The organism is Syntrophus sp. (in: bacteria), from assembly GCF_040768185.1.
GTDB classification, from domain to species: Bacteria; Desulfobacterota; Syntrophia; order Syntrophales; family Syntrophaceae; genus Syntrophus; species Syntrophus buswellii.
Window position 1 is genome coordinate 19,919 of sequence record NZ_JAXGNC010000018.1, and the last position, 26,140, is coordinate 46,058.

At 57.9% G+C, this 26,140-nt stretch carries 19 protein-coding genes; 12 read left to right on the forward strand and 7 right to left on the reverse strand.

Going from position 1 to position 26,140, the window contains the following annotated elements; translation table 11 throughout:
* The first annotated feature begins 56 nt into the window (after positions 1 to 56).
* The 3 genes from AB3175_RS13275 to glgP all read left to right on the forward strand — a co-directional run bounded on the left by AB3175_RS13275 (position 57) and on the right by glgP (position 4,327).
* On the forward strand, positions 57 to 992 hold the full coding sequence (locus AB3175_RS13275; protein WP_367361425.1) for a 1-phosphofructokinase family hexose kinase: 936 nt from the start codon (positions 57 to 59) through the stop codon (positions 990 to 992).
* 35 nt (positions 993 to 1,027) lie between these two features.
* Positions 1,028 to 2,467, forward strand: coding sequence for a pyruvate kinase (gene pyk, locus AB3175_RS13280; protein ID WP_367361426.1), 1,440 nt, complete (start codon positions 1,028 to 1,030; stop codon positions 2,465 to 2,467).
* 147 nt (positions 2,468 to 2,614) lie between these two features.
* Entirely contained in the window at positions 2,615 to 4,327 is a 1,713-nt protein-coding gene (gene glgP / locus AB3175_RS13285) for an alpha-glucan family phosphorylase (RefSeq protein ID WP_367361427.1), read from the forward strand.
* A 164-nt stretch (positions 4,328 to 4,491) separates the two neighbouring features.
* On the opposite strand, the gene AB3175_RS13290 is transcribed toward glgP, so the two are convergent.
* Positions 4,492 to 4,893: a helix-turn-helix transcriptional regulator gene (locus AB3175_RS13290; protein WP_367361428.1), complete on the reverse strand. Its 402-nt coding sequence runs from the start codon at positions 4,891 to 4,893 to the stop codon at positions 4,492 to 4,494.
* A gap of 303 nt (positions 4,894 to 5,196) precedes the next feature.
* On the opposite strand from AB3175_RS13290, the gene AB3175_RS13295 reads away from it, so the two are divergent.
* Entirely contained in the window at positions 5,197 to 5,685 is a 489-nt protein-coding gene (locus AB3175_RS13295) for a lipid II:glycine glycyltransferase FemX (protein ID WP_367361429.1), read from the forward strand.
* 664 nt (positions 5,686 to 6,349) lie between these two features.
* On the forward strand, positions 6,350 to 9,868 hold the full coding sequence (nifJ, locus tag AB3175_RS13300; RefSeq protein ID WP_367361430.1) for a pyruvate:ferredoxin (flavodoxin) oxidoreductase: 3,519 nt from the start codon (positions 6,350 to 6,352) through the stop codon (positions 9,866 to 9,868).
* A 247-nt stretch (positions 9,869 to 10,115) separates the two neighbouring features.
* Here nifJ and AB3175_RS13305 read toward each other — a convergent pair whose 3' ends face one another.
* The 5 genes from AB3175_RS13305 to tatB form a co-directional block, all read right to left on the reverse strand.
* On the reverse strand, positions 10,116 to 11,276 hold the full coding sequence (locus AB3175_RS13305) for a class II aldolase/adducin family protein (RefSeq protein ID WP_367361431.1): 1,161 nt from the start codon (positions 11,274 to 11,276) through the stop codon (positions 10,116 to 10,118).
* Positions 11,277 to 11,283: 7 nt separating this feature from the next.
* Positions 11,284 to 13,047, reverse strand: a complete 1,764-nt coding sequence (locus tag AB3175_RS13310; RefSeq protein WP_367361432.1) for an aldehyde ferredoxin oxidoreductase family protein — start codon at positions 13,045 to 13,047, stop codon at positions 11,284 to 11,286.
* Positions 13,044 to 15,137 carry a penicillin-binding protein 1A gene (locus AB3175_RS13315; protein ID WP_367361433.1) on the reverse strand — a complete coding sequence of 698 codons (2,094 nt, stop codon included), beginning with the start codon at positions 15,135 to 15,137 and terminating at the stop codon, positions 13,044 to 13,046. Before AB3175_RS13315 ends, AB3175_RS13310 begins: the two co-directional genes overlap by 4 nt.
* Positions 15,130 to 15,945, reverse strand: coding sequence for a twin-arginine translocase subunit TatC (gene tatC, locus AB3175_RS13320; protein WP_367361434.1), 816 nt, complete (start codon positions 15,943 to 15,945; stop codon positions 15,130 to 15,132). Before tatC ends, AB3175_RS13315 begins: the two co-directional genes overlap by 8 nt.
* 276 nt (positions 15,946 to 16,221) lie before the next feature.
* The gene (tatB, locus tag AB3175_RS13325) at positions 16,222 to 16,623 is read right to left on the reverse strand and encodes a Sec-independent protein translocase protein TatB (protein WP_367361435.1); all 402 of its coding nucleotides are present in this window, start codon (positions 16,621 to 16,623) and stop codon (positions 16,222 to 16,224) included.
* A 359-nt stretch (positions 16,624 to 16,982) separates the two neighbouring features.
* On the opposite strand from tatB, the gene AB3175_RS13330 reads away from it, so the two are divergent.
* The 7 genes from AB3175_RS13330 (at position 16,983) to AB3175_RS13360 (ending at position 24,332) form a co-directional block, all read left to right on the forward strand.
* Entirely contained in the window at positions 16,983 to 17,930 is a 948-nt protein-coding gene (locus AB3175_RS13330) for a PEP-CTERM sorting domain-containing protein (protein ID WP_367361436.1), read from the forward strand.
* A 371-nt stretch (positions 17,931 to 18,301) separates the two neighbouring features.
* Complete coding sequence (gatC, locus tag AB3175_RS13335; protein ID WP_367361437.1) at positions 18,302 to 18,589, forward strand: Asp-tRNA(Asn)/Glu-tRNA(Gln) amidotransferase subunit GatC; 288 nt, start codon at positions 18,302 to 18,304, stop codon at positions 18,587 to 18,589.
* A gap of 90 nt (positions 18,590 to 18,679) precedes the next feature.
* Complete coding sequence (gatA, locus tag AB3175_RS13340) at positions 18,680 to 20,137, forward strand: Asp-tRNA(Asn)/Glu-tRNA(Gln) amidotransferase subunit GatA (protein WP_367361438.1); 1,458 nt, start codon at positions 18,680 to 18,682, stop codon at positions 20,135 to 20,137.
* Positions 20,137 to 21,567 (forward strand): Asp-tRNA(Asn)/Glu-tRNA(Gln) amidotransferase subunit GatB, encoded by a 1,431-nt coding sequence (gatB, locus tag AB3175_RS13345; RefSeq protein ID WP_367361439.1) that lies wholly within the window; start codon positions 20,137 to 20,139, stop codon positions 21,565 to 21,567. Before gatA ends, gatB begins: the two co-directional genes overlap by 1 nt.
* Before the next feature lie 37 nt (positions 21,568 to 21,604).
* Entirely contained in the window at positions 21,605 to 22,660 is a 1,056-nt protein-coding gene (gene mtnA / locus AB3175_RS13350; RefSeq protein ID WP_367361440.1) for an S-methyl-5-thioribose-1-phosphate isomerase, read from the forward strand.
* A complete protein-coding gene (locus AB3175_RS13355) occupies positions 22,657 to 23,313 on the forward strand; it encodes an HAD family hydrolase (RefSeq protein ID WP_367361441.1) in 657 nt (218 codons plus the stop codon). The genes mtnA and AB3175_RS13355 overlap by 4 nt, the downstream gene beginning before the upstream one ends.
* A gap of 143 nt (positions 23,314 to 23,456) precedes the next feature.
* Entirely contained in the window at positions 23,457 to 24,332 is an 876-nt protein-coding gene (locus AB3175_RS13360; protein ID WP_367361442.1) for a chemotaxis protein CheX, read from the forward strand.
* A gap of 216 nt (positions 24,333 to 24,548) precedes the next feature.
* Here AB3175_RS13360 and AB3175_RS13365 read toward each other — a convergent pair.
* The coding region (locus AB3175_RS13365) for a calcium-binding protein (RefSeq protein ID WP_367361443.1) at positions 24,549 to 26,140 on the reverse strand (1,592 nt) is incomplete at its 5' end.

A 26,140-nucleotide genomic window follows, 5' to 3' on the forward strand; every position in this document is an offset into this window, starting at 1 on the left:
CTGTTCAATCGCGCGCAGTATAATCCGTATTGGCACTGCCACAGGGAGGGTTATTTATGAAAACCATTGTGACCATGACCTTGAACCCGGCCATCGACAAGAGCGCAAGTGTCGATCACGTCGTTGCAGAGCGGAAACTCTACTGCAAGCCGCCTCGTTTCGAGCCCGGAGGGGGCGGGGTGAATGTCTGCCGGGCCATTAAGAAACTGGGAGGAAAATCCCTGCTCCATTACCCTGCAGGGGGACTGACAGGGATGAGGCTTCAAGAACTTCTGGATGAAGAAGGTCTGGACCATCGACCGTTTCCCATTGAGGGAATGATCCGGGAGAGTCTGGTCATTTTGGAGGAATCCACCGGCCAGCAGTACCGCTTTGGAATGCCGGGACCAACTCTGAAGAAAAATGAATGGGAGTCCTTTCTTCAGAAACTGGCAGCCATCGACCCCCCACCCGATTATGTGGTGGCAAGCGGAAGCCTTCCGCCGGGGGCGCCTCCCGACTTTTATGCACGGGTTGCCCGTGTCGGGAAGAAGAAGGGGACAAGAACGATCGTGGACGTTTCGGGTAAAGCCCTGAGAGAAGCACTCGAGGAAGGGGTGTTTTTGATCAAACCCAATGTCCGTGAATTCAGGGAACTGGTCGGTGAGGAGATCAAAGAGGAATCGCAGATCAAGGCCGAGGCCCAAAAGATGGTCAAAAGCGGCCGGTGCGAGGTACTGGTGATCTCCCTTGGCGCGGCGGGGGCCCTGGCGGTTTCCGAAGACTTTGTCGAACACATCATTCCCCCCACCGTGCCCATAGTGAGCAAGGTCGGAGCAGGGGACAGCATGGTGGCAGGTATCGCCTTGAGCCTGGCCCGGGGAAACCCGCTCAGGGAATCCGTCCTTTTCGGCGTGGCGGCCGGTTCGGCAGCCGTCATGACGCCGGGAACGGAGTTGTGCCGCAGGGAGGATGCCGAGCGGTTATATGAGAGTATGATTTCAGTGGTTTGAAGAACAGCATACATGAACAGCGAGGGGCGACGACCATGAGATTACCGACCCACAAAACCAAGATCGTGTGCACCATCGGACCGTCCTCCCGTTCGGAAGCTTTACTGGAACGGCTGATGCTGCAAGGCATGAATGTGGCGCGGCTCAATTTCGCCCATGGGACCCTGCAGAGCCACAGGGAGGATATTCAGCGCATCCAGGCCGTTGCGAAAAGACTTCAGCGTCATTGCCTGATCATGGCCGACCTTCCCGGCCCCAAGATACGAATCGGGAAACTCCTGGAGGAGCCACTTCTGCTGGAAAAGGGGGATGAGGTCGTTTTGACCGTCAAAGACCTCATGGGCACCCCAACCCAAATCCCTGTCGAGTACAAAAGACTGCCGGAGAGTGTGACCTCTGGAGACCTGATTTTCCTCAATGACGGTTTCATACAACTCCTGGTGGAAAAGGTGTCCGGTGAGGATGTCTTCTGCCGGACGGTTATCGGCGGTCCGCTTCTTTCCCACAAGGGACTGAGCATCCCCGGGGCAAAGATAGTTGCCGAAGCCGTATCGGATACGGACCTCGATTTTGTCGCATTTGCCCTGCAGCAGGGGGTGGATGCCTTCGGTGTTTCGTTTGCTGAAACAGCGGAAGACATTCTGAAAGTGAAAAGGTTTGCCCAGGCAGAAGGGCAATCCGTCTATGTGGTCGCCAAGATCGAGCGGGCCGAGGCCATCGAAAATTTCAACGGAATTCTTTCCGCGGCGGATGCGATCATGATTGCCCGGGGGGACCTGGGGGTTCAAATTCCCTTGCAGGACGTGCCAGCCGTTCAGAAAAAACTGATCCATCAGGCGAATCGTCTGGGCCGGCCCGTGATAACAGCGACCCAGATGCTGGTCTCCATGACCGAGAACATCCGTCCGACCCGCGCCGAGGTGTCCGATGTGGCCAATGCCATTCTGGACGGCACGGACGCAGTGATGCTGTCCGAAGAGACGGCTATCGGGCGGTATCCCGTGGAAGCGGTTGAAATGATCAGCAAGATCGCAATATCCGCCGAACGAGAGAAAAAACCCATCCGGGTGCTGGCGGATTTGCCCGCTTACTTCCGGGCGGCTGTGGGATCTGGCGACGCCACCGTGGAAGATGTCATCACGCTGAATGCCGTTGAATCGGCCGGTGCATTGAATGTGCGCTTCATCCTGACCCATACGCAAGGCAGGGCCGCCCCCTGTCTGATCTCCAGGTTCAGGCCCGACTGCTGGATACTGGCTCATGGCGGCGATGAAAAAACGAACAACTTCCTGGGCCTTTCTTATGGGGTTCATCCTGTCCAACTGGATGGTGGAACAACCGGCCTTGCCGACAAGGCCGTCCGGTGGCTGGTCACGGCTGGCATGGTTGAAAAGGATGAAAGCCTCGTCTGGGTTGAGGATGAATCGCCTGATGACAGGTGTGAAGCCTTGTCGATGAAAATCATCAAAGCCTGAAACAAATTCCATGAAGAGGGAAAACCATGAAGGAAAAATCAAAACGCATTGAATTCAGGATCTTTTCCCCGCAGGCCGAAAATGTCCATTGCCAAAAACAGGCAGTGTTAGCCCGCGCACGACGTTCAACCGGTTAAGGAGGATAATATGGAACTGTCCTACCAAAGACGACGCGCTGTAGCCTATTTTTCCATGGAGATCGGCATTGACGAGAGAATATGCACATACAGCGGGGGGCTGGGGATCCTTGCCGGGGACACGATCCGTTCGGCAGCGGACCTTAGGGTGCCGATGGTTGCAGTCACGCTTCTCTACCGCAAGGGTTATTTTCGACAAAGGCTGGAGGCCGACGGGTGGCAGAGGGAAGAGCCGACCTCCTGGGCCTTTGAAAAATTGCTCGAAGAGGAGTCTGCACGAGCTCAGGTGCAGATCGAAGGCCGGGTTGTTCATTTTCGGGCCTGGCGCTATGATGTACGCGGAGAGGGCGGCTACGCGGTTCCCATATACTTTCTGGATGCGGATCTTTCTGAAAATTCCGAGTGGGACCGCGGATTGACCCAGTCGCTCTATGGCGGAGATGATCATTACCGCATTTCCCAGGAGGTAATTCTCGGGATCGGCGGTATACGAATACTCCGCGCGCTGGGTTATCATGAGATCGCCACCTTCCATCTCAATGAAGGACATGCGGCCTTGCTCACACTGGCGCTTCTGGACGAGGCCGCCAAAGAGGCGGGGAGGGAATCGGTCATTCAGCAGGATGTGGAATCGGTGCGGAGCCGATGTGTTTTTACCACCCACACTCCTGTCCCGGCCGGGCACGACAGGTTCCCCGTCGACCTGGCCCGAAAGGTCCTTGGGGACCGGAACGACTTCTTCGCTTTGGAAGGAGTTCTCCACGAAGGGCACACCCTCAACATGACCTATCTCGCCCTCCATCTGAGCCGGTATGTCAACGGTGTGGCAAAGAAACACGGCGAGGTCTCAAGGCTCATGTTTGCAGGCTATGACATTGAGGCCATCACCAACGGGGTCCATGCCGCCGCCTGGGTTTCCGCGCCGTTTCGAGAACTGTTCGACCGCCATATTCCTTTGTGGCGAAAGGACAATTTCAGTCTGCGCTACGCCTTGAGCGTTCCCAGAGACCAACTCTGGAACGCGCACATGCAGTGCAAGAAGCAGCTCATGGGCTTGGTCAACCACGAAACCGGGGCAGGCATGGATGAGAACATCCTGACAATCGGCTTTGCCCGGCGTGCCGCCACCTACAAGCGGGCGGATCTCCTCTTCAGTGATATGGAGAGGCTCAAAAGGATTTCCAATGAAGTGGGCAAGATCCAGATCATATACGGCGGCAAGGCCCATCCCCGCGACCATGAGGGAAAGGAGCTCATCAAAAGGATCTTTTGGGCCAAGCATGAACTGCAACACGACATCAAGGTGGCCTACCTTGAAAACTACAATATGACGCTGGGCGCGATCATGACCGCCGGGGTGGATATCTGGCTCAACACGCCCGAACCGCCCATGGAAGCTTCCGGGACCAGCGGGATGAAGGCTGCCCTGAATGGGGTTCCGAACCTGAGCGTGCTGGATGGCTGGTGGATCGAGGGCCACATCGAGGGGCTGACCGGCTGGTCTGTCGGGGAGCCGGTTCACGGAAAGGGAAAGGAGCGGGACCACTCACGGGATGCCCCGTCTCTTTACGAGAAGCTGGAGCATGCCGTTATTCCCAGTTTCTATCATGATCGGGATCGGTACCTGAACATGATGGCCTACTCCATTGCCATCAACGGTTCCTTTTTCAACACCCAGAGGATGGTGCAGGAGTACGTGCTCAACGCCTATTTCAATCGCTGAAAATGAGGCTGCAACGGATGTGGGCGAGTCATTTCTGTGGTCGCCAACTCCCCAATCTATGCATCATGGCCCGCGATGGAGGAGGACAGCGCGACAAAATCCCAATCCGAGCAAATGGTTGAATCTTTCATGACCGGCTCCCCGGAGATAAAATCTCAATCCGCTCAAAGGATTGAAAGAGGTTCAATAAGGTTCTCCTTTCGGGCTGAGTCCCTTCGGGGGCGGTCCGGCATATCCGGCGCCGGGAGCGATTGCAGATACGCCGTCAGATTAACGTTCTCGTTTGCAATGTTCAGTTTGCGCCGGATGTGTTCGCGGTGACGGCTGATCGTTGCCGCCGAGACACCCCGCAACTCGGCAATTTCCTTGGTCCGCAATCCATTCCGGATCATGTTGCAGATGTCGATTTCCGTCGGCGTCAAGGTGCGATAGTGATTCAAGATGCGGTTCGTAAAGGGGGAAGCGATCTCTTCGAGGGTGGTCCTCAAGATGTCCAGGTATTTCTGCTTGTTTTTCGCAAGACCGGGGGTCAAGGTGTGGATAATCGGCAGGCTTTCCAGGCACATGGAACCGAATGTCGCCTTTATCCGCTATAACCTCCCCTGGGAATATCCCCATGCCGTCGATGCCGCGGACGGAGAGGGCTGGTCCGGGCATCCGCCTCCGCGGCTGCGAAAATTGCGCATGAATATCGGAACCCGTACCTGGTCCCTTCGGAAAGCGCCGGTGGATTTGACCGTTGCCGACGCGTTGGTCATCGATCTGGATCAATCGGAAGAGGCCCTTTTCAAGGGCATGCAACCGAAGATCCGATACAACATCCGCCCGGCCAGAGGAAGGGGGTTTGGGTACGTATCGCCTCTGCCGACATGCTGCCCGCGTTCTACGAGCTTTGCCTTCAGACAGCCGAACGCAACGGCTTTCCCCCGAGTTCTTTACGGCATTTTTCCGTCCTTTTTTCCGCCCCTGCGCAGCATTCCGAATATCCGGAGATCCTTTTTCTTCTGGCCGCAAAAGGCCGGGATGTTCTGGCGGGAATCATGATCGCCGTTTCGGGACGGCAGGCCATGTACCTGTACGGAGCATCCTCCAGCGAAGGGCGCCACCTGATGGGATCGTATGCCATTCACTGGAAGGCCGTCAAGCTGGTGCGGGAAAGGGGGTGCCTGACTTATGACATGGGGCCTGTTTCTCCCGGTGCCGATCCACGTCACCCCTTTTACGGCATGTATCGCTTTAAAACAGGCTTTGGCGGAAACATACGGCATCGCAGCGGCACCTGGGATTATCCGCTCAGCAGAAGCCGATACAGCGCCTTCCGCAATTATGAGGCATCCGGGATGAAGTTTTCCGAATGACACGCGCGACAACCATCGGGGGCCTCCCGGGAGGCATGGAACACGAGCCGCCTGTCCATCGTGAGATCCGTCAACTCGCCACCGCGTTATAACCCCCTCCCCTCTTAAGAGGGATGTGCCCGATGAAAAGCGGGGCAAACCTCTCTTATCCAAGGCCGGGCGGCGGGTTCGTCAAATAGATTCCAGATATGTCCGTTTCTTCCCGATTTCCGCGTGTCTAGAGCCTGTCGCTGAAATGGGCAAAGGAAAGATTTTGTCTTGTCAGTCACAGGGTTTTCCTATATTATCTTTCGTGTAAAAAAGTTCCTATCACAAACGGTATAAAATATTTCCGGATCCGGCGCAGTGCGTGTATCCGGTTGCTGTCCTTCAATGATGTTCACTTCAAACCTTGAACCATGTTGCAGAGAGCCTAAACGGTCCGTTCAGCATAACGTTAACGAAACGAAATCCAGAAAAATCGCGGGGAAAAAAAGACAGAAAGTTCACGTTGAGGTTTTTAACGGCTGAGGCCCGAATCCGGAACAGGGTTTTCGAACCGGAGTCCCGGCTCTTGGCGATCAGTGCCGGAAAGCCATCCGGAACCGACAGGGATGCAGACAGGTTTTCCGGCAGAAGATTTGGCATTTAATCTAGAGGTCTATCTACGTGAAAGGGAGAGAAAATGGGCGGATACAATAAAACCCTGGAAGGAAATGAAATAGCCGCGCATGTGGCTTACGCGATGAGCGAAGTGGCGGCGATCTATCCGATTACGCCGTCGAGCACCATCGGGGAATACTGCAGCGAATGGGCCGCGCGTGAAAAAAAGAACATCTTCGGCCAGCCGCTTGAAATCATGGAAATGCAGTCCGAAGCTGGGGCGGCAGCCGCGGTTCACGGCGCGCTGGCGGCGGGGGCGCTTGCCACGACCTTCACGGCGTCGCAGGGCCTTCTGCTCATGAAGCCGGACATGTACAAGATCGCCGGTGAACTGCTGCCGACGGTCTTCCATGTGGCGGCCAGATCCATCGCCGGCCAGGCCCTCTGCATTTTCGGGGACCACTCGGACATCAATGCGGTCCGTCAGACGGGATTTTCCCTCCTCGCCTCGGCTTCCCCCCAGGAGGTCATGGACCTGGGGCTGGTCGCCCATCTGGCGAGCATCAAGGCCAGCCTCCCATTCATCCATTGCTTTGACGGGTTCCGGACCTCCATGGTCATCCAGAAGGTCGAATTGATCCAGTACGCCGACATGGCCAGACTCGTGGACTGGTACGCCATTGACCGCTTCCGGGCCAGGTCCATGAATCCTGAGCATCCCCAGATGCGCGGCACATCGCAGAGCTCCGATATCTTTTTTCAGAACCGCGAAGCCTGCTCGCCCTATTATGCGAAACTGCCGGGCGTCGTGGAAGAGGAAATGAGAAAGGTCAGCGAACTGACCGGAAGACCCTATCACCTCTTTGATTACGTGGGCCATCCCGAAGCGGACAAAATCATCGTCGCCATGGGATCGAGCTGCGACGTCATTGAAGGGACCATCGATTATCTGAACGCGCGGGGGGCCAAGCTCGGCCTCATCAAGGTCCGGCTTTACCTTCCCTTCTCCCGGGAGCACTTCTTCAAGGTTCTGCCGCGGTCGGTCAAGAAAATAGCCGTTCTCGACAGGCTCAAGTCCCCGATGAGCGTTGGAGAGCCCCTGTACCTGGAGGTCAGCACGGCGATCCTGGAAAAGAACACCGGACAGCTTGTCATCGGCGGAAGGTACGGGCTCGGCAGTAAGGATTTCACGCCGGCCATGGTGAAGGCCGTTTACGAAAATCTGGATCAGTGGAGCCCCAAGCGATCCTTCACGGTGGGCATCATCGACGATGTCAGCAATTCCTCCCTTGAAGTGGGCGAAGAATTCTCGGCGTCCCCTCCGGGCACGACATCCTGCAAATTCTGGGGCATCGGCGCCGACGGAACCGTCGGTGCGAACAAGGAGGCGATCAAGATCATCGGCGAGAACACCGACCTGTTCACCCAGGCGTATTTCGCCTATGACGCGAAAAAATCCGGGGGTGTCACCGTTTCCCATGTCCGCTTCTCCCCCAACAGGATCCTGTCGCATTATCTGATCAAGCACGCCGATTTTATCGCCTGCCATGTCCCGGCCTACGTCACCCAGTTCGACCTGCTGGACGGCATCATGGACGGCGGGATCTTCCTCCTCAACGCTCCCTGGACGGTTGAGGAAATGGAAATGGAAATTCCCGCCAGGCTGAGGAAGATCATTGCGGAAAAACACCTTAAATTTTATGCCATTGACGCAGTCAGCATTGCGGAAAAGGTGGGGCTTGGCGGAAGGATCAACATGATCATGCAGGCCGCCTTCTTCAAGATCGCCAACGTCATTCCCCCGGATGAGGCGATCAATTTCCTCAAGGAGGCCATTCAGCATGCTTACGGCAAAAAAGGTTCCAAAATCGTCAGCATGAACATCAGCGCCGTGGATCAGGCACTGGAGGCGATCAAGATCATCGAGGTGCCGGAATCGTGGGCGGAGACCGGCCGGGCGACCTATACACATGAGATCGTCCCCGAATTTGTCTCCAAGGTCATGAACCCGATGATTCTCCAGAAGGGGGATGAAGTGCCGGTAAGCGCCCTTCCTCCCGACGGCATCTTCCCTACGGCGACGTCACGTTATGAAAAGCGGGGGGTTGCCATCAATGTGCCGGAGTGGATTCCGGAGAACTGCATCCAGTGCAATCAATGCTCCTTTGTGTGCCCCCACGCAGCCATTCGGCCGGTGCTTGCAACGGAGGACGAGCTTCGAAAAGCCCCGACGGACTTTATAAGTCTGGATGCCGTTGGAAAAGAGCTCAAGGGGTTGAAGTACCGGATCCAGATCAGCCCGCTGGACTGCACGGGATGCGGCAACTGCGCCGATATCTGCCCGGCGAAGGAAAAGGCCCTGGTCATGAAGCACCTGAGCTTGCAGGATGAGATCCAGGTGCCGAATCACAAGTTCTCCCTGACCATCACGATCAAGGACAACCTCCTGCCGAAGACCACTGTGAAGGGCAGCCAGTTCTGCCAGCCCCTGTTCGAATTTTCCGGAGCCTGTCCCGGGTGCGGGGAGACTCCCTACATCAAGGTGATTACGCAGCTTTTCGGTGACCGGATGATCATCGGCAATGCCACGGGATGTTCCTCGATTTACGGCGGTTCCGCGCCGGTCTGCCCCTACACCGTCAACGCCAAGGGGCACGGTCCGGCATGGGCCAATTCCCTCTTTGAAGACAATGCCGAATTTACCCTGGGAATGGAGATGGCGATTACCCAGCGGCGGGAGCGAGTCGCCCGCCATATGCGGACGGCCCTGGACGAAAACATTTCCGCGGAGCTGAGGGAGCTCTTTACCGCGTGGCTGGACAATATGAACGATGCCGAAAAGACGAGGGGGCTGAGATTTCCCATCGAGGAGGCGGTGGCCCGGGAGCTGCCGAAATCCGTCGGATTGCAGAAGGATCTTCTGACCAGCATCCTCAGGGTTAAAGACCTGCTCGTCAAGAAATCGATCTGGGCCATCGGCGGGGACGGCTGGGCTTATGACATCGGATTCGGCGGTCTGGACCATGTGATTGCACAGAACCACGATCTGAACATTCTGGTCCTGGATACCGAGGTCTATTCCAATACGGGCGGACAGGCATCAAAGTCCACCCCGACCGGGGCCGTCGCGAAATTTGCGGCAAAGGGCAAGCCGGTGCGCAAAAAGGATCTCGGGCGTATGGCCATGATCTACGAATATGTGTATGTCGCTTCCGTGGCCATGGGAGCCAACAAGAACCAGTTCCTCAGGGCCGTTACGGAAGCGGAAAGCTATCCCGGCCCTTCCCTGATCATCGCCTATTCGCCATGCATCAATCATGGCATCGACATGGGCAAGAGCCAGGAGGAGCAGAAAAAAGCCGTTGAGGCCGGATACTGGCCCCTTTACCGCTATAATCCCCTTCTGGCTGCAGAGGGCAAAAATCCCTTCCAGCTGGATGCCACCGAAATCAAAGGCGATTTCCAGGAGTTCATGCAGGGGGAGGTCCGTTATTCAAGCCTCAGGAGAATGTTCCCCGAGGTGGCGGAGAAACTGTACAAGCAGGCGGAACAGGAGGCGAAAGAGAGAATGGAGAAGTACAAGGAGCTGGCCAAGGTGTAGGTCTTTCTCCCTTCTGTCGGGCGGGGCAACCCCCGGTCCACCAGCCATGGATGATCATTTGAGCAGGCCCCCGGGAAAATTTTCCCGGGGGCCTGCTGCGTTTGGCGGCGTACCGTGGCTTCCCCCTCGGTTTATCGAAGACAGGAAGAGGGATGCGCTGTGACGTAAGCCGGACGGCATATTTTCGGCGGCTCCACGCCATTGGCAGGCGGCACCATGCTGAAGCGCTGCGCTTGGAGGGTTGAGATCAGAGGCGTGCGAAGTATTCTTCCCGGCAGCCCTTTTCGATCTCCAGGAGGGAGGATAAGGCCCCGTTGAAATCGGTTCTTCCGGCGGTGAAGACGCCATGCCCGTAAACGATGACGCCCCGGCTGTCGGCCAGGGCAGGGGGGACGGTGTGGCACAGGCCGTGGAGGCCCGTGCCCACTTCGCCGGGGACGATGGGAACACCGGCGGCCCGGCGCGGGCGGGGGCAGCAAAGGTGGCATTGCCTTTTTAACCCGACTTCGCAGTTTTTCTCTCCGCAGGCCAGGGAAAGGACAACGGAGAATTTCGGATGGCCGTGCAGGATGGTGCGGCAGGTGCCCCGGGCCACGATGGCCCGGTGGGCGCTCAGCTCGCTGGAGGCGGTGATGCCGGCGCAGGAGGAGCCGTCCAGGGGGACGGGATCGATGCATCCCTGCAGTTCGTCCAGGGAGCTGCCCGTCTGGCTTATGTAGAGAATGTCTTCAAAGAGGCAGGAGATGTTCCCGAAATAGGAATCGACGAGTCCGCAGTCTACCGTGGCCTTTCCCGCTTCCTCCATGGCGGTCAGAACGGTTGCCTCGTCCCGGAAAGGGCCGCGCAGCAGGGGGGAAACCCGTTGAGCGGGCGGATCGAGATGCTCCACCGCCTGTCGGAACGCCGCCTGCTGTGCGGGGCTTGAGCTGCCGGCCCGGACATCCCGGAGGACATCGGCGAAGAATTTGACGAAACAGGCGAAGCAGGCGGAGCTGAAGGTCACGAAGGCCTGTTCGGGGCTGACCGTCCCGCAGGCGATGATCCCCCGGCCGGGCAGGATGGCGCACTTCCGTTTTTTCAAAACCTGGATCAGCTTTTCCGCTTCAAAGGTGGTCACGACGGGCAGATCGTGGAGAAACGTCCGGGTTTCCGTATCCTCCGGCCGAAGAACACCCGATGGCGCTGTCCGGGCCAGGAAGTCCACCAAGGTGCGGTAAGGTTCGGCAGGCTGCGCGAAGAGGAGGGCGGAGATGTGCAGCCCTGCGAAGATCTTCTCAATCAGGGGGCGCATTTCATCCTCGCGATTCCAAATCAGCTCCGCATCCCAAGCCCCCAACAGGGGCGTGCCCGCTTCAGCCAATCCAGAGCGGACCAGCTTGTCGGCGTATTTTCGGATCAAACGGTCCATGAAGCGCTTACCCCCCGGTTTCCCCGCTCCAGGCAATACCCAGTTCAGCGGCCTTTTCCCCCGTCGGCCTCCCTTCGCTGTCAAGGCCGCGGATGCGCCGGTAAACCGCCCGCGCCTTGAGAAATTCATCCCGGTCCAGCGGCTGAATCTCCAGGTGGCCGTTGCCCGTTCCCGGCTCCTCGAAAAAGCGGGCAGGGAGGTCGTCGTCGGTTCCCCGGAATCCGTTGCGGAAATTCATGATCCGCTCCGAGTAATCGATCCGCTCCCCCGCGGACAAAAGGTCATCTGCGGAGGTTTCGAGGCCGGTGACGGCGGTAAAGATCCGGGCGTACTCCTCCAGGGAGGCGGCGAGGAAAACAAAGGGGCAGGCGGTAAGGGAATCGGCGGCGGCGAAAAGGTCCTCCGCCCCTTTGATCATACGGGCCTTGCCACTGAAGGTAAAGCGGTTCGTCGCCACGGGTTTTCGCAGGATTTCGGAACTGATGGGATAGGCGCGCATGTGGCACCCGCCCCTCGTCGACGTGGCATAGGCGAGGGCCATTCCGTAGGCCCCCCGGGGATCGAAACCAGGCAGTTCCATGCCCTTCACCGCCATGGCCGCTTCCGGCTTCCCGCACTGTTCCGCATAGACGGCGGCCCCCTGTCCCAGGGCCTTCCCGATGCCGCGTCCCGCTCCGATATCCTGAAGAAGCGAGAGGATTTCCCGGGGGCCCGGGTGCCGTCGGCGGATTTCCCCATGGCAGGACAGCGTCGCTGCCGCCGAGATGGGATCCATGCCCAGTTCGATGCACAGCCGGTTTGCCTCCATCACCGTTTCCATTTCGGCGTTTCCAAGAAGGGCGCTGAAGTGGGCCAGGGTTTCAAACTCGGGAAGGATCCGACCATCGGATGCAATCCTTTTGCAGAGGATCGTGCAGCCCAGGCAACCCGTCCGGTGGGGGGCATAGCGTTTGTGAAAGGCGTGGGCGTTCATCCCGCGGGCGGCGTCAAAGCGGGTGCGGCGGAAATTGTCCGTGGGCATCATCCGGCGGGCATCGATGAGATCGTAAAGGGCGGCCGTACCGTATCGGCCGATGCCCAGGTCCCCGAGAAGAAAGGGCGAAGCCGACAGGAGGCGCTGAACATCTTCTTGCGCCCTTTTCAAGGCCCCGGGGTCGGCGACCCTCGTTGTGGTTGAGCCCTTGACGGCAATGTATTTCAGATTTTTTGCGGCAAAGAGAAGTCCAAGGCCGTTTCGGCCCGCCGCCCAGGAGCCGTCTACAATGAGGTTCGCATAACGGACCCCGGCTTCCGCCGCCGGGCCCGCCAGGACAACCGCCCCTTTTCCCTTCAGGCGGGCGTAGAGTTCAGGCGTTTTCCTTCCGGACAGGGGCGCGGCCTCCACGAGGGTGATGCGGGCATCCTCGATTTCGATTCCCCGGAGGGTCCTGGCTCGGCCGGTAATGACGAGACCGTCCCAACCCGCTTTTTTCAGGGCCGTTCCCAGCGATCCGCCGAAGGAGCCGTCCCCCACCGTACCGGTCTGCGGAGAGCGGGACATGACGGTCATCATGCCCGAAGTGGGTGAAGCCGTGTCCACCAGGGGGCCGGTAAAGAACAGCAGGGGCATTTCCGGGTCATCCCACGGCCGAGAAGCCTCATCCCACAGGTAGGAGCCCGCCAGTCCCCGGCCGCCGATCTGGCGGGCGTAAACATCCGCGTCCGGATGCTCTACCGTCCATTGTCCGGCAGACAGGTTGATTCTCAGGATTCTTCCCCTCCAGCCGTTCATGGTTCCGTCTTCGTCCTGCCTTGCGGCCGTTTCTTCTCCATGGAGTCGCTGTCCGATGCCGCAGGTCCGTCATGCAGGAACGGCGAATCGCCCTCTCCATCGGGATTCTCTTCCGTGTCCGTGGAGGGTTCCCCGGGGAGGAGAGGAATCCAGCCTTGCGGCACGGTGCCGTCAATAAAGGCTTCCAGGGCTGCCCCCTCGCTCCTCCTGGCAAAGACAATCCCTTCCGGAACGGGAAAGGCTTCCGCGGGCATGCCGGCCAGGGCTTGCTCCATGCAGTACAGCCAGATCGGTGCTGCGGCCCGGCCTCCAACTTCATGGCTGCCCAGGGTGCGCTGCTGGTCGAAGCCGACCCAGACGCCGGTGACAAGCGACGGGGTATAACCCACGAACCAGGCGTCCCGCACGTCATCGGTTGTCCCGGTCTTGGCGGCGACAGGGCGGCTGATGCTTTTTACCCGTTGACCGGTCCCGCTTTCTACGACATCCTGCAGGATATGAGTCGTCAGAAAGGCGACCCGGGGATCGATGACCTGCTCCGCTTTGACCGGATGCTCTTCAAAAATGTTTCCGGTGCGGTCTACGATCTTCTTGATCATGAAAGGCTCCACGATCCGGCCCCCATTGGCCAGGACTCCGTACGCCCGAACCAGTTCCTGCAGGGTCACGGCGGAGGAGCCCAGGGCAAGGGAGAGATTCCTGGACAGCGGCGAGGCAATACCCATGTTGACGGCATAGGCGATCGCGTAGTCCACCCCGATTTCCTGAAGCAGCTTGATGGTGACCACATTGCGGGATTGAACGAGGGCTTTGTGCAGGGAGATCGGCCCCCGGAATTCCTCGTCGAAATTCTGAGGGGTCCAGACCCGCCCCGCATTGTCCGTGAACGAGATGGGTGAGTCGTCGATAGCGGTGGCCGGAGTCAGCCCCCGGTCGAAGGCCGCCGTATAAATAATGGGCTTGAAGGAGGAGCCCGGCTGCCGGCGCGACTGGGTGGTGCGGTTGAATTCGCTCTTGCTGAAATCCCTGCCGCCAACCATGGCCCTGATGGCTCCCGTCCGGGCATCCATGGACAGAAGCGCGCCTTGAACACTGTGCGGGCGGTAGCCCTGGCGGCTTTCGAGTTCCTGAAGCCCCCGTTCCACGGCGTCCCGGGCGGCCTGCTGGATGCGGAGATCCAGGGTGGTGTAAACCTCCAGGCCTTCCTTGTACAGGGCGTCACTTCCGTATGTCCCCTGGATGTAACGACGGATATTTTCGATAAAATAGGCGGCGGGCCGGTCGTTGGGCCGGATCGATCTCAGAAGCAGGGGCGCCTGCAGGACGCCGTTTTTCTCTTCTTCGCTGATGTAGCCCTCTTCCACCATTCGAGTCAGCACGTAAGCCTGCCGCCGCCGGGACCCCTCATAATTGGTGTAAGGATCGTAATTGGACGGAGCCTTGGGAAGCCCGGCCAGAAGAGAAGCTTCGGCAAGAGTGAGGTTCCTCGTTTTTTTCCCGAAGTAGACCTCGGCCGCCGCTTCGATGCCATAGGCGCCGTGGCCCATGTAGATGTTGTTGAGATAGATGTTCAGAATCTCCTCTTTGGAAAGGGACCGGTCGATCTTGAAGGCCAGGACGGCTTCCTTGAGTTTTCGGCTGTAGCTTTTTTCGGAGGAGAGATAGAGCCTTTTGGCAACCTGCTGAGTGATGGTGCTGCCCCCCTGCACAATTTTCCCCGCCTTGAGGTTCCGGAAAAAGGCGCGGGAAATGCCCTGCATGTCGAAGCCATTGTGCTCAAAAAACCGGGAATCCTCAGCCGCAAGGACCGCCTGGATGATGACGGGCGGGAGATCGGTGAATTTGACCAGCTTGCGGTTTTCCAGGTAGAATTCATCGATCAGTTCATTGTTGTCGGCGTAAACCCGGGTTGTGATGCTCGGACGGTACTCCTTCAAGGCGGCAATGCTCGGCAGATCCCGGAGCACGACATAGTAGAGGATGCTGCTGCCCACCAGCAGGGCCAGCAGGAGGAACAGGATGAGCCCGATCAGAATGCCGCCTTCAGAGCCCCGCTTTGCCCAGGGGGGATAAAAGGGAGGCTTATTCATCCTGCTCTCCGGTTGCTGCCGGGCCGCTTTCCGAAACCTCACTGCTTTCCTCGGCAGGCACCTTCTTCCTGCCGGCGCGGGGTTTGCGCACGGCAAAGCGGGCGACCAGGATGCTGATCTCGTAGAGAACCAGCAGAGGGCCGGCCATAAGCAGCTGGCTGATGAGATCCGGCGACGGCGTGAGCACCGCGGCGGCGATAAAGATCAGCAGGATGGCATATCGCCGCTGAGTGGAGAGCATCCGGGCATTGACGACACCGATCTTGGCCAGAAAAAAGACGAAGACCGGCAATTCGAAACAGAGCCCGAAGGCCAATAACAATTTCAGAGCGAGTCCGAGATATTCCCGCATGGTGACCATGGGTTTCAGGAATTCGGAGGAAAAAGAGATGAAGAACTTGAAGGCCGGCGGCAAGGCGACGAAATATCCGAAAAGCACTCCCGCGGAGAACAGGAGGGTGGAAAGAAAAACGAAAGGAAAAACGTATTTCTTTTCCTGTGGATAGAGACCGGGAGAGATGAATTTCCAGATTTCCAACAGGATGTAAGGGCTTGTCAGAATCAGTGCAGCGAAGAAGGAGACCTTCATATACGTGAAGAAGGCTTCCGGCAGAGACGTGAAGACCATGAAGCTGTTTTTGGGCATGACCTCGATCAGAGGGAGGGTCACGATCCGGAAAAGCTCTTCCTTGAAGGTGTAACAGAGGGTAAATCCGATTGCCAGAGCGATGAGGACGTGGACAAAGCGTTTGCGCAGCTCTTCCAGATGGGCCGTTAACGGTAGTTTTTCATCAGCGGATAAGGTCATAAGTTTTCAGGTGTGATTTTTCAATAGATGTTGAAAGAACTGCTTCTCATATCCTCAAGACTTTGGTCGTTTCGGTTCTTCCCGTTCCATATCCGGAGCCTGCCTTCCCGCATGAGCGTCTGCCTGCGGCACCTCGGCGTACATCTTCCGCCGGGATTGTGCCTTCCCGCGCCGTCCGGATGTTCTCCTTTTCTGTATATGAATTGATGGGCTTCACGGCAGGGAAAGAGGTGGGCGGAGCGGAGCCGGTCTGGGGTTCATTCCGGGATGCTGGAGTCAACCATTGGAGGCTGTTCCCTCAAGCTTTTTCTCCTCGGCGGCTTTGTCTTCACCCTTTTCTCCTTCTTTTTGCGGAGACTGCGGCTCATCGTCCTGAAGAGTGCCTTTGAGGCTGTCGGTTACACCCTCGGCGGTTTTTCGGAATTCAGCCAGCCCTTTACCCAGAGACTTGGCCACATCAGGCAGCCGCTTCGGACCGACAACGAGCAGCGCCACGGCGGCAATCAATAAAAGTTCCTGCATGCCGATGTTAAACATGAACGGATCCACTCCAATAAATTTCAATTGGTTATACATAGGGAAACAGAGGATTGTCAAATCATTTATCAGATCCGGAAGCCCAGCAACCGGAGCACTCCGGCGGTCAAAGACGGAAAGTCCGCAAGATTCATAACCCATGGAAAGGAGGGATCAATCTGATGGAGAGAATCGGGAGCGTCGCCCGTCTTCCCGGCTAAGCGGGTAGGTGTCACCCCGATCAAGGCTTCCGGAAGAAGAAGGCCTTGAAAAGGCGCACGACCATACAGGGTGGGCCGCCTGCGGACATCGGGCATTCCCCTGAGTTCGAAGGCGGGGTGAAGCATTGCCGGTTTCCGGTATCCCTTCTCTTTTTTTCCTTATCCTCGGCAAAGATTACAATGCTTAGTTCTAAGGCTAATTTCCGTGAAAAAATACAGTGTTGCAGGTATGGATTTTTGACTGGACTTTATGGTTATACCGTCCTCAGCACTACATTTCAAATCTGCGAGGAAAAAATCATGAGAAGATGGCGTTTAAAATTACTGACGGCAGTTTCGGTTTCGGTCCTGGCCGTCCTTTCGCTGTTATCCACAGGTTTTGCCGGCACCTTGAGCTCGCCTTTGCTGGCCCGGGCGGAACAGGGCGGTACGATCCTCTCAGGCGCCCCTACCTACGATTGGTGGTATGGGTGTTCGCCCACCTCCGCGGGCATGATGGTCGGGTATTACGACAGAAAGGGATACGGCGGACTCAGCTACAGCAACCTGGTAAGGGGCGGCGTGGCGGAATCAACCACATTCGGCATCAGCGCCTGGAGCGCCCTGGCGCAATCCGCCATTGCAAGCTCCGGCCATGTGAGCCATTACTATGTATCGGGCTACGACGCTTCGGGAGATGATCTCGCGGGCCGGACCGTTGCCGAGTATGACAGCCTCGCGGACTTCATGGGCACGAGCCAGGATTCCTATGGAAACAGAAACGGAATGACGACGTTTTTCTATTACACCGATGGAAGCGCTTTTACCGCGAAGGACTCCCTTGACTACGGCATCCAGGATAAGGACGGCGCCTACGGCATCTGGGAATACCTCAATTATGCGGGATATGCTGTATCCCTTTCCAGCGTTTATACTCAGCATATTTTCGGAGAGGACTACGCGAACGGATTTACCTTCGCCGACTATAAAGCGGAGATCGATGCGGGACGCGTCGTCATGATCCAGGTGACGGGGCACTCGATGTTCGGTTACGGTTATGGAGACAACGATACCGTTTACTTCTACAACACCTGGGACGATCAGGAGCACACCATGACCTGGGGAGGAACATACTCTGAAATGGATCAGTGGGGGGTCGTCTGCTTTACCCCGGAGGGCGGAAGCGCCGTACCTCTGCCTCCGTCGATCCTGCTTTTCGGCTTTGGTTTTGCAGGTATTGGATGGTGCGGGAGATTCCGCAGAAAATAGCGTCCTCCTTCTGAAGATCGAAAAGCCCGCCGTCTCTCCCTCTGGAAGCGAAGGCGGGCTTTTTTATTTGACCGCCGGATTAAGACGTTCTCCTTTCTCGCTGTGCAATCGGTTTCCCACCGCAGCTGTCGGTGCCTGTCCCCTCGCTTCCATCCGGTCGCCTTCCGATTTACTGCGATCTGAAATGGCCACGACGGGAATAAAAGGTTTCGGCAAAGGATGCTGTCGCCGGACAAAGGCCGGGGCGGGTTGGCGTTTCGGGAAATATTTTGCCTTTATCCGGCAGTTGTGATAGGTGACGATTCCGTATTAAAATCGACGCCGTGTAGAAGAGAGCGGAGATTTTTGAAGTCAATCTGAGGTGAACCGCATTGAAAATCACAAGGGAAGAAGTGGCCTACGTCGCCCATCTGGCACGGCTGGAATTTTCGGAAGCCGAAGAGGAACTGTTCACCGGTCAGTTAAACGATATTCTGCTTTACATGGATAAGCTCAATGAAGTCGATACGGCCGGGGTGGAGCCCCTGAGCCATGCCATCTCCCTGAGCAACGCCTTTCGGGAAGACAGGGTGCAGGAGTCCCTTTCCCAGGATCTTTCCCTGGCCAATGCACCGGATCCCCGGGGTGAATTTTTCCGGGTGCCCAAGGTGATCGAGTAAACGCATTCGGGCGGATACCGGGACGGAAGAAAGGGTGCCGAAAGGTTGTCCAACGCCCCGGATCATGTTCTGTCCTGCAAAAAGGAGCCTATGGAACTTTACGCATCAACCATTCATGAATTACAGGATAAAATCCGGAACGGGGACGTAACGTCCACCGACATTGTCCAGTCCGTCTTCAGCCGCATCGATGCCGTGGAGGAGAAGGTCCATGCCTACATAACCCTGATGCGACAATCGGCCCTGGAAGAGGCGAATATCGCCGACCAGCGGATCCGGGCCGGTGAGATCAAGGCGTTGACCGGAATCCCCATTGCCCTGAAGGACATTTACTGCACCCAAGGGGTCCGAACGACCTGCGGCTCCCGCATCCTTGAACATTTCGTTCCCCCTTACGATGCAACGGTGGTCGTCAAACTGCGCGAGGCGGGGGCCATCTTCACGGGGAAAACGAACATGGATGAATTCGCCATGGGTTCGTCAACGGAGACCTCCTATTACGGCGTCACCCGGAATCCCTGGGATCTGGAGCGGATACCGGGCGGTTCCAGCGGCGGCTCCGCAGCCGCGGTCGCTGCCGATGAATGCATCGCGGCCCTTGGATCGGATACGGGCGGCTCCATCCGTCAGCCTGCGGCCCTGTGCGGCGTTGTCGGGATGAAGCCCACTTACGGCCGGGTTTCCCGCTTTGGCCTCGTCGCCTTCGCCTCCTCCCTCGATCAGATCGGACCCTTCACGAAGGATGTGGAGGACTGCGCCATCCTGATGAACGTCATTGCCGGCCATGACCCAAGGGAATCCACTTCGGTCCCGGTGGATGTTCCCGATTACCGAGATTATCTCAACCGCGGCGTAGACGGCTGGACGGTGGGAATTCCAAGAGAATACTTTGTCGGGGGAATTGACCCCGAAGTGCGGGCGGCCGTTGAGCAGGCCATCAAGACCGTGGAGGGACTGGGGGCGAAATGCCGGGAAATCTCCCTCCCCCACACGGATTACTGCGTGGCGGTATATTACATCATAGCGCCGGCAGAGGCCAGCTCCAACCTGGCCCGTTATGACGGCGTCAAATATGGATTCCGGGCAGCCGAATGCCGGGACCTTCTCGACATGTACAAGAAGACGCGGTCGGCGGGCTTCGGTGCGGAGGTGAAGCGGCGCATCATGCTCGGAACGTACGCCCTTTCTTCAGGGTATTATGACGCCTATTACAAAAAGGCGTCCCAGGTGCGGGGGCTGATCAAGAGGGATTTTGATGAGGCCCTGAAGGATTGCGATGTGATCCTCACCCCCACCACCACGACACCCGCCTTTAAAGTCGGGGAGAAGATGGACGATCCGATCGGGATGTATCTGTCCGACATCTTTACCATTTCTGCAAATCTTGCCGGCATTCCGGGAATTTCTCTCCCCTGCGGCTATTCGCACAAGGGGCTGCCCATCGGCATGCAGTTCGTGGCGGGGCATTTTGAGGAGGGTAAGCTCCTTCAGATATCTTCAGCCTATGAAAGGCATGCCCAAATCGAAAAGAGGAGGCCGAACCTCTAATGGAATACGAACCTGTAATCGGGCTGGAAGTCCATGCCCAACTGCTGACGGAATCCAAGATTTTCTGCGGCTGCTCCACGCAGTTCGGTGCGGCGCCCAATCGTCACACCTGCCCGGTCTGCCTGGGCATGCCCGGCGTGCTGCCCGTTTTGAACAGGAAAGTGGTTGAATTCGGGATTAAGATGGCCCTGGCCACCTCCTGCCGGATCAACGAGGAATGCAGCTTTGCCCGGAAGAATTACTTCTACCCCGACCTTCCAAAGGGGTACCAGATCTCCCAGTACGCCTTTCCCCTGGCGGAATTCGGCCATGTGGACATCGAAGTGGAGGGCGGGAAGAAGCGGATCGGTCTGACACGCATCCACATGGAGGAGGATGCCGGCAAGCTGATCCATGACGCCCATAATCCATGGAGCTACGTGGATCTCAACCGGACCGGGGTGCCTCTGATCGAGATCGTCAGCGAACCGGACATGCGAAGCGCAGAGGAGGCTGCGGCCTATCTTCGCCGGCTCCATGAGATCCTCGTGTATCTCGAAATCTGCGACGGGAACATGGAGGAGGGCAGCTTCCGCTGCGACGCCAACGTTTCTCTCCGGCCCAAGGGTATCAGCGAGTTCGGAATCCGGACGGAACTGAAAAACATGAACTCCTTCCGCAATGTCCAGCGCGCCCTGGAATATGAAATCAAGAGACAGCAGTATATCCTGGAAGGAGGCGGAACGGTGGTTCAGGAAACGCGCCTCTGGGACGACAGCCAGGGGGTGACCCACTCCATGCGCAGCAAGGAAGAAGCCCATGATTACCGCTATTTCCCGGATCCGGACCTGGTGCCGATCCGGATCTACGCGGAATGGGTGGAAACCGTTTTCAAGGAGCAGCCTGAATTGCCCCTGGAGAAGCGCGAGCGTTTCGTGCGCGAATACGGCATCCCTCCCTATGATGCCGGCGTGCTGTCTTCGAGCCGTCGACTGGCGGATTATTATGAAGAGACCGCCCGGCACTCCGGAAACCCGAAAGCGGCCAGCAACTGGGTCATGGGAGATCTGCTGCGCTTCCTCAATGAGGAAAAGCGGGACATCCGGGATTGCCCCATCTCCTCCACCGCCCTGGCCGAGATGATCCGGATGATCGATCAGGGGACCATCAGCGGCAAGATGGCCAAGGAGATCATCGAGGTCATGTATCAGACGGGAAAAACGGCCCCGGCGATTGTGGAAGAGAAGGGGATGGTCCAGATCACGGACGAATCCTCGCTTGCCGCGGTGATTGCGGGGATCCTGGAGGCCAATCCGGGCCAGCTGGCCCAGTACCGTTCCGGGAAGGACAAGCTTTTCGGCTATTTTGTCGGTCAGGTCATGAAGGCGACCCAGGGAAAGGCCAATCCCCAGGTCATCAACGACCTCCTGAAAAAGATGCTGGCGGGATGACGAGGCGCGAAATTCCGGAAAGCTCAGGGAAAACGTCATGATCCCAACTCTTTCCTGGAGAAACAATTCCGTTGTTCTCCTGGATCAGCAGGCTCTCCCCGTGGAGGAGCGCGTTCTGGTCTGCACCCGCTATCAGGAGGTGCTGACGGCCATTAAGGATTTGACGGTTCGTGGCGCTCCGGCGATCGGGGTGGCGGCGGCGATGGGCATCGCCCTGGGGTCCCTTTCCCTTCCAGCCGATTCCCCCGAGGGCTTCCGGAAGGGGTTTGACGCCCTGTGCGATCAATTTGCTGCGGCAAGGCCGACGGCGAAAAATCTGTTCTGGGCCATTGAGCGGATGAAGGGATGCTTTGCCGGAGCCATGGCTGATGCAATGACGGGAGAAACGGAAAAAGTCCGGCAGGCACTGGTTGACGAGGCTCTGAGAATGGCCGAGGAGGATGTGGCCATCAACAGGCGGATCGGGCGGAACGGGCAGATCCTGATCCCCGACGGTGCCCGGATTTTGACTCATTGCAATGCCGGGGCCCTGGCCACGGCCGGTTACGGGACGGCGCTGGGCGTGATCCGGGCGGCCCGCGATGCAGGGAAAACCATTCAGGTCTTTGCCGATGAAACGCGGCCCGTTCTGCAGGGGGCCCGCTTGACTGCCTGGGAGCTGCAGCAGGAAAACATCCCGGTCACGCTGATCACCGACAACATGGCAGGATTCCTCATGAAGCAGGGACTTGTGGACTGCGTTCTGGTGGGGGCTGACCGGATTGCCGCCAACGGGGATACCGCCAACAAAATAGGGACGTATTCCCTGGCGGTTTTGGCCGATGCCCACAGTATTCCCTTTTACGTCGCCGCCCCCCTGTCCACGATCGATCGGCAGCTTTCCAGCGGGGCCGATATTCCCATAGAGGAGCGGCCTGACGAGGAAGTGCTGGCCATCCGGGGGGTCCGCATAGCCCCCGTCGGTGTTGGCGTGTACAACCCGGCCTTCGACGTCACCCCGGGCGGCTACATTGAAGCCATTATTTCCGAAGCCGGGGTAGCCCGGTTTCCCTATGAGTCCTCCCTGGAGAAACTCTTCCTCGAACCATCATGAAAGATCCCGTTCAGAAACTGCTCCTCTTTGATTTTGACGGCGTTCTCGTTGATTCTCTGGACGTCTACGAGGCGGTTGTCCACCAATGCCTCGATGCGATCGGAAGGCCGATTGTTTCAACGCGAGCGGACTATCTGGCCCTTTACCAGGACAACTTCTACGAGGAGCTTGCCCGCCGGGGCATCGATCTATCCGCCTTTCTGGCCGAACTGGCCAGGATCCGTCCGCACATCGACACATCCCTTATCAAGCCCCTCCCGGCAGTGACATCGATTCTCCCGGCCCTGGCCGAACGGCACCGGCTGATGCTCATCTCTTCCAACAGCAGAGAGGTCATTGAGGTGCTGCTGGCCCGGATGGGCGTATCGGAATGCTTTGAAGAGGTCATGGGTGCGGATTTTCTTCTGAACAAAACGGAAAAGATCGTCCACGCGTGGAATTTGACCGGGTTCGCAAAGGAGGACGTCTATTATGTCGGGGACACCGCCGGCGATATCCGGGAAGCGCACCGGGCCGGCATCAGAAGCGTTGCGGTGACATGGGGCTGGCATGAGCGGAGCGACCTGGAAGCCGTTTCTCCCGATTTTCTCGTGGATACGCCTCAAGCTCTCGCTCGCATGTTCACGACGGAACCCCCATCGCAGGGATGTTAACGATCAGGCCTTTGTCATGGCATTGGTATTGCTTGCAGCATACCGGCGGCAGCTGTTGAGTCCCGGGGGCCGTGTTTCCGGTTTTTCTGATCGACAGGCACACCAAGCCCTTTTACATTTGCCAATGCGGGAGACCTGATTGCATGGATGTCAAATTTATCAATCCCTTTCTGGACGGCGCTACAGAGGTCATCAAGACCATGGCCTTCATGGAGGCTGTTCCCGGAAAGCCCTTTTTGAAGAAGGATGACACGGCAAGGGGCGATGTATCCGGAATTATCGGCATCACGGGTGATGCCACGGGCTCCCTGGCCATCAGTTTTACCGAAGGGTGCATCTGGGGAATCGCCGGATCCATGCTGGGGGAAACGTATACGGATACCACGCAGGAAGTGCTCGACGCCGCTGGGGAGCTTACCAACATGATTTCCGGCGTGGCTCGAACCAACATGGAGAAGATGGGGCTAAAAGTCTTTGCCGCCATCCCCTCCGTCATTTTCGGTCGGGACCATACGATCCGTCATATCTTGAACAGCCCGAGCATTGTTATCCCTTTTTCCACACAAACGGGGGAATTTGTCGTGGACGTCTGTATCCGGACCACCGAGGCCCAGGCCAGATCCAAGGAAAATTATCAGGTGATCAATCGGCGGACGGCAGAACTGATTTCTCCGCAGCCGGGAAAAAATAAGCCTGAGCCCCTTCCCTGCAGGATGGAATCGGCTGCGCAGGAGCAGGGACCGCCTGTAGAGGAAATGCAGGAGGAAAAGAGCCACCGCGATATCCTCAAGGAAGCCTTGGATGCGATGATCGAAGCCCGCCGGGACATTCAGAAGCTGTTGTCTTCACAGCCCTTCATGCGGAGGGAAGATCGGAAGAAGCTCAATGATAAAGTCGCCCGGTACGACAAGAAGATCCGCAAAATGAAGCTGGATCTGACAGCCCTGGATGTCCTGTCCAGGCTGGCCCCGGAGGATCTGGCGAATCCCACCATCAAGAAACATTACCAGCACTACTGAGGCCGTCAGGCAAAAAATTTTTTTCCAACCGTCCTCACGGCTCGGGAGCATATTTCTTTCCGATGAGTCCTGATTTGGAGAAATGTGCCCCCAGGATCCGTCATCCCATGTGCTTTGGCCGCACTGGACTTCTGGAATCGTATGGTACAACTCACGGAAAACAGAAAGGGGCGCGCCGTTTGCGCACCCCTCCTGAAAAAGCATATGGAAGTTTCCTTATGCGGCGTAGACGAAATCCGTGCTATCCAGTGAAGCCGCCGTTGCGGATCCGACAATACAGATCAACACGGAATCCCCGGCGGAATTACTCGTGGGGTTGTACCAGACACTGCCGGTCGTCGTGTCATTGTAGATCCCACTGAGTTGGGTGCCGTTGCCGTTGAAACCGGTGCCTTCGAAATACCAGCTGGAGGACAGCACGTTGCTGTCATTGAAAGAGAGCCCTGTGATGGAAGAATCCTCGGCGCCATCGAGAATGTCCATCAGCACGATGGTGTCGTCCGTATGGGAAAAGTCGCCGATCGTGTCGCGGTTGGCAGATCCGGATTCGGAAAAGACGAAACGGTCCTGGCCGGTGCCGCCGTTCAGATAGTCTTGGCCAATGCCGCCGGACAGAGTATCGCCGCCGGCATTGCCGTACAGGGAATCGTTGCCGGAAAGACCGGACAGAATGTTGTCGGAACCGTTTCCGTAGAGCAAATTGTTGAGGGTGTTGCCCGTCCCGGTGGTCGCCGTGCCGGTCAGATAGAGGTATTCGACATTGGCGTCAAGGGTCTCGTTGACGGAGGCGTAAACTCTGTCGCTGCCGGCGCCTGATGCCTCGGAGACGGCGTCGCCCAGGCTATCAACATAATAGGTGTCGTTACCCGCTCCGCCTGCCAGATAATCGTTACCCGCTCCGCCGTTCAAGATATCATCGCCGGTGCCGCTGTACAGGCGGTCGTCGCCTCCATTGCCGTAAAGGGAGTTGTTGCCGTTGTCGCCGTAAAGGTCGTCATCGGCGCTGCCGCCCCGGAGGACATCATCGCCGAGATTGCCGTCGATCGTCAGGGCCACCGTCTGCGAAGACCCATCGAAATTGTCGTTGCCGTCTCCCCCGGAAATCCATTCAATGCCTGCCGTGGTCAGATTGAGGGTGTTCCCGGCCGTGCCATTGATGTAGACCCGGTCGTAACCGGCGCCGCCGCTGAGACTGGCAAAGGAGGTGCTGACCGTAATCGTGTCATTCCCGGCCCCGCCGCTGACGCTGTCTGCACCGCTGCCGGCGTTGATTGTGTCGTTACCCGTCCCGCCCAGGATTGTGTCACTGTCCGTGCCCGTGGAAATCGAGTCGTTGCCGTCCCCCCCGTCCACGGCGTTGTTGCCGTTCCCGACGCTGATGTTATCGTTGCCGCTGCCGCCGTAGACGGTGTCATTGCTGCTGCCGCCGTACAGGCGGTCGTCGCCCGCATTGCCGTAGAGGGTGTTGTTGCCGTCATCGCCGTAGAGGGTGTCGTCGGCGCTGCCGCCCCGGAGGACATCATCGCCGAGATTGCCGTCGATTGTCAGGGCCACCGCCTGCGAAGTCCCATCGAAATTGTCATTGCCGTCGCCTCCGGAAAGATACTCGATGCCCGCCGTGGTCAGGTTGAGGGTGTTCCCTGCCGTTCCGTTGATATAGACCCGGTCGTAGCCGGCGCCGCCGCTGACGCTGGTGAAGGCGGTGGTGAGGGTGATCGTATCATTGCCGGCGCCGCCGCTGACGCTGTCATTGCCACTGCCCGCGTTGATCGAGTCGTTGCCGCTGCCGCCGATAATGGTGTCGCTGC